This is a genomic window from Phyllobacterium sp. P5_D12, assembly GCF_054049495.1.
Map to the genome: position 1 here is coordinate 1 of NZ_JBFUMG010000560.1, position 2,849 is coordinate 2,849.

General features: G+C 50.5%; 3 protein-coding genes. 2 read left to right on the top strand and 1 reads right to left on the bottom strand.

Going from position 1 to position 2,849, the window contains the following annotated elements; translation table 11 throughout:
* Nucleotides 1-134: 134 nt before the first annotated feature.
* The gene (locus ACXJ5O_RS23465; RefSeq protein ID WP_183660655.1) at nucleotides 135-1,553 is read right to left on the bottom strand and encodes a mannose-1-phosphate guanylyltransferase/mannose-6-phosphate isomerase; all 1,419 of its coding nucleotides are present in this window, start codon (nucleotides 1,551-1,553) and stop codon (nucleotides 135-137) included.
* 408 nt (nucleotides 1,554-1,961) lie between these two features.
* Here ACXJ5O_RS23465 and ACXJ5O_RS23470 point away from each other — a divergent pair, with 408 nt between their 5' ends.
* The gene (locus tag ACXJ5O_RS23470) at nucleotides 1,962-2,132 is read left to right on the top strand and encodes a hypothetical protein (protein ID WP_457302008.1); all 171 of its coding nucleotides are present in this window, start codon (nucleotides 1,962-1,964) and stop codon (nucleotides 2,130-2,132) included.
* A 383-nt stretch (nucleotides 2,133-2,515) separates the two neighbouring features.
* Nucleotides 2,516-2,849: hypothetical protein (locus tag ACXJ5O_RS23475; protein WP_457302009.1), on the top strand; the 334-nt coding region annotated here is incomplete at its 3' end.

The following is a 2,849-nucleotide window of genomic DNA, read 5'->3' on the forward strand; positions in this document are numbered from 1 at the left end:
AGATACGCACCGTCCTGTCCCGTTATGCCTGTTACCAATGCTTTCTTGGCCAACTAATCTCTCCGTCGTTGCAATCACGTCAGCGAATTGTTTCGTCCGCCGCTGGTGAATCAAATATATTGTCTATTCCAGTATTATTGCCGTCCGTATACATCTTCAAACCGGACGATGTCGTCTTCCCCCAAATAATCCCCGCTTTGAACCTCGATCATCACAAGACGCATTATTCCGGGATTTTCAAGGCGATGTTTATGTCCGCAAGGAATATAAGTCGATTCATTCGTGGCAAGGATCAGTTCCTGGTCGCCGTTGACGACTTTCGCTGTTCCGCTGACAACCACCCAATGCTCCGATCTGTGATGATGCATCTGAAGGCTCAGGCTAGCACCGGGTTTGACCTCAATGCGCTTGATCTTGAACCTCTGACCCTCTTCAAGGGTTGTATAGGTACCCCACGGACGATGAACCGTTCGATGCAGACTATGAGCCTCGTGGCCGTTCGCCTTTAACTGGGCAAACAATTGCTTCACGTTTTGCGTATGATCCTTATGTGCAACCAAAACAGCATCAGCGGAATCGACGATCACCAGGTTTTCGACACCGACGGTGCCGACCAGTCTGTCGCCGCTACTCTGGATAAAGCAATTTTCCGTCGCAATGAGAACAGTGTCGCCATTGATCCTGTTTCCGGACTCGTCCGGCTCGATCAGTTCGGAAATTGCGTTCCAGGAACCTATGTCGGTCCAGCCGATATCGCAGCCAACCATGGCAACATTTTCGGCTTTCTCGAGGACCGCATAGTCGATGGAATTTTTGGGAACTTGCGCGAACAGATCGCGATCGAGGGCCACCTGTGTTCCACTTGCTGCGCTGGATTGGTGCGCTGCGAGCAGACTCTTGCGGCATTGATCGAGGATGTCGGGGCAATGTTGCTGCATCAATCCGATCATGGTTCCGGCTGAAAAGCAGAACATGCCCGAATTCCAGTAGAATTGTCCCGATGCGACATATTCCTTTGCCCGCGCGAGGTCGGGTTTTTCGACAAAGCGAACGACATTTTGTCCGTCTGCTTCGATATAACCGTAGCCAGTCTCAGGAAACTCGGGATTGATCCCGAACGTGACAAGACGCCCGCTCGATGCAAGCTCAATTGCCCTTACGGCGGCGACACGAAAAGCCTCAAGATCTTTGATCATGTGGTCGGCCGGGAAAAGGATGATAATCGCATCATCGCCGTAGGCCTGCTGAACATGCAGCGCGGCGATGGCGGTGGCAGCTGCGGTGTCGCGCCCCATCGGCTCCAGCAGATAAGTGCATGCAATGGCCGAATCGTTGATTTCCCGATACTCGTCCTCAGTCTTGAAAAAGAGTTCACGATTCGTAATGGTAAGTATCTGCTCTACGTCCGGCAGCAAAGCGGCCCGCAAGAAGGCGTGCTGTATCAGGCTCTTGCCATCACCTAGCTTAATAAAAGGCTTTGGATGTGCCTCACGCGATACCGGCCACAACCGTGCGCCTGCACCACCACTCATTATGGTTGGAATGATCTTCATCTATTCTTTCACTCCAGGACATCTTTCGCGCGTTTGAATCCCCATCGCACTCGTTTTCCTCAATGACCCGTCTGCTGCACGCCATCCACACACCCAAGGAGGATAGGGACAGCTTGGGCCCTTTATTCTGTTTGACAGGCCATGACAACCACTACAGAGAATTCTGGAACACACGATACCCAGTTTCGCCCGTAAAATTTCGCCCTTTGCGACTCATCATCCTATTGTATTCGCAATACACTTGAGACCTAGCCGACGGCTCGAGGAAAAAGGGATTAATCACCGAGATCGTCCAAAAGGCGCAGGCAGTCAGCCGATGTGATACCCAGAGTCATTATGGACTCCTCGTTTCCGTTGTGTTCTCCTGTGCCTACAATAACAAGGCTCTAGAAATCAGAGGAGTCGTCTATGGCCAACACGATTGAACCGACTGAATCGGTTAAAATTCAACGAGAAAAAGATGCTTGGGTAGCTAAAAATGTACAGCCTGAGAACGCAAAGCAGCTCGATCAAATCAATTATGATTTGGCGCCGCTGGAGGGGCCGGTGATCTACCTAAGCCATAAGGTAAGTAATTGATTGAACAAAGAGACACTGTAGTTGTCACAGGGAGTGATAACACTGTTTGCGGCGAGCGGGGCCTAACCTGTCCACATCAATAAGCCGTATCGTTTAGGGACCTTTATCCCACTTGACCAACGTTGGTCGAGACGCGATGAACCGCCACTTTTTCTCGTAAATGTTATTTACCAAGCAATTTTCTGACTTCCGGCCGGATTCTGCAACGGCCTGCTCCCTTGACATATGAGGTGTAGTCGATCACCTACCGAGCTTAGCCAGCCGCATTGACGTCAATGACTACGCATTTCCCCATAGTGATATCGGCGGCAGAGTAGGCCGATCGAACTGTTAATGACTGTCTTTTCGGCAGGTCCCGCAAAGAAGTAGAATCGTTTATTTGTATGTTCAAACGCCTTGCAAACCTGCTCAACAATTTTACCGAGAAGCGTGAGCACCGTGGAAGCTTGAGCGCGGTGCGATCGTTTGTCTGGTCTCGATTGTGCAAGATTCGACAAACAATCGTCCAAACATTCAAGAGATATTTGCTTGAACCACTGAGACCTTTTCCGCATCGAAGAGGTGTCCTGTTCGTTGGATACGTACAAGCGGGGCTTGGTCTGGCTGAATCGTTGCGTGGTATGATTGTAGCGGCAGCCAATCAAGGATTGGAGTTTGGCATTTATCCTTATCGCGTTGGGGTAGAATCGCGGATTATTGGCGATTTCATGCCCGAAC

Excerpts from the sequence above, each read along its gene's own strand:
- ACXJ5O_RS23465 (WP_183660655.1), bottom strand. The coding sequence starts at position 1,553 with ATGAAGATCATTCCAACCATAATGAGTGGTGGTGCAGGCGCACGGTTG.
- ACXJ5O_RS23470 (WP_457302008.1), top strand. The coding sequence starts at position 1,962 with ATGGCCAACACGATTGAACCGACTGAATCGGTTAAAATTCAACGAGAA.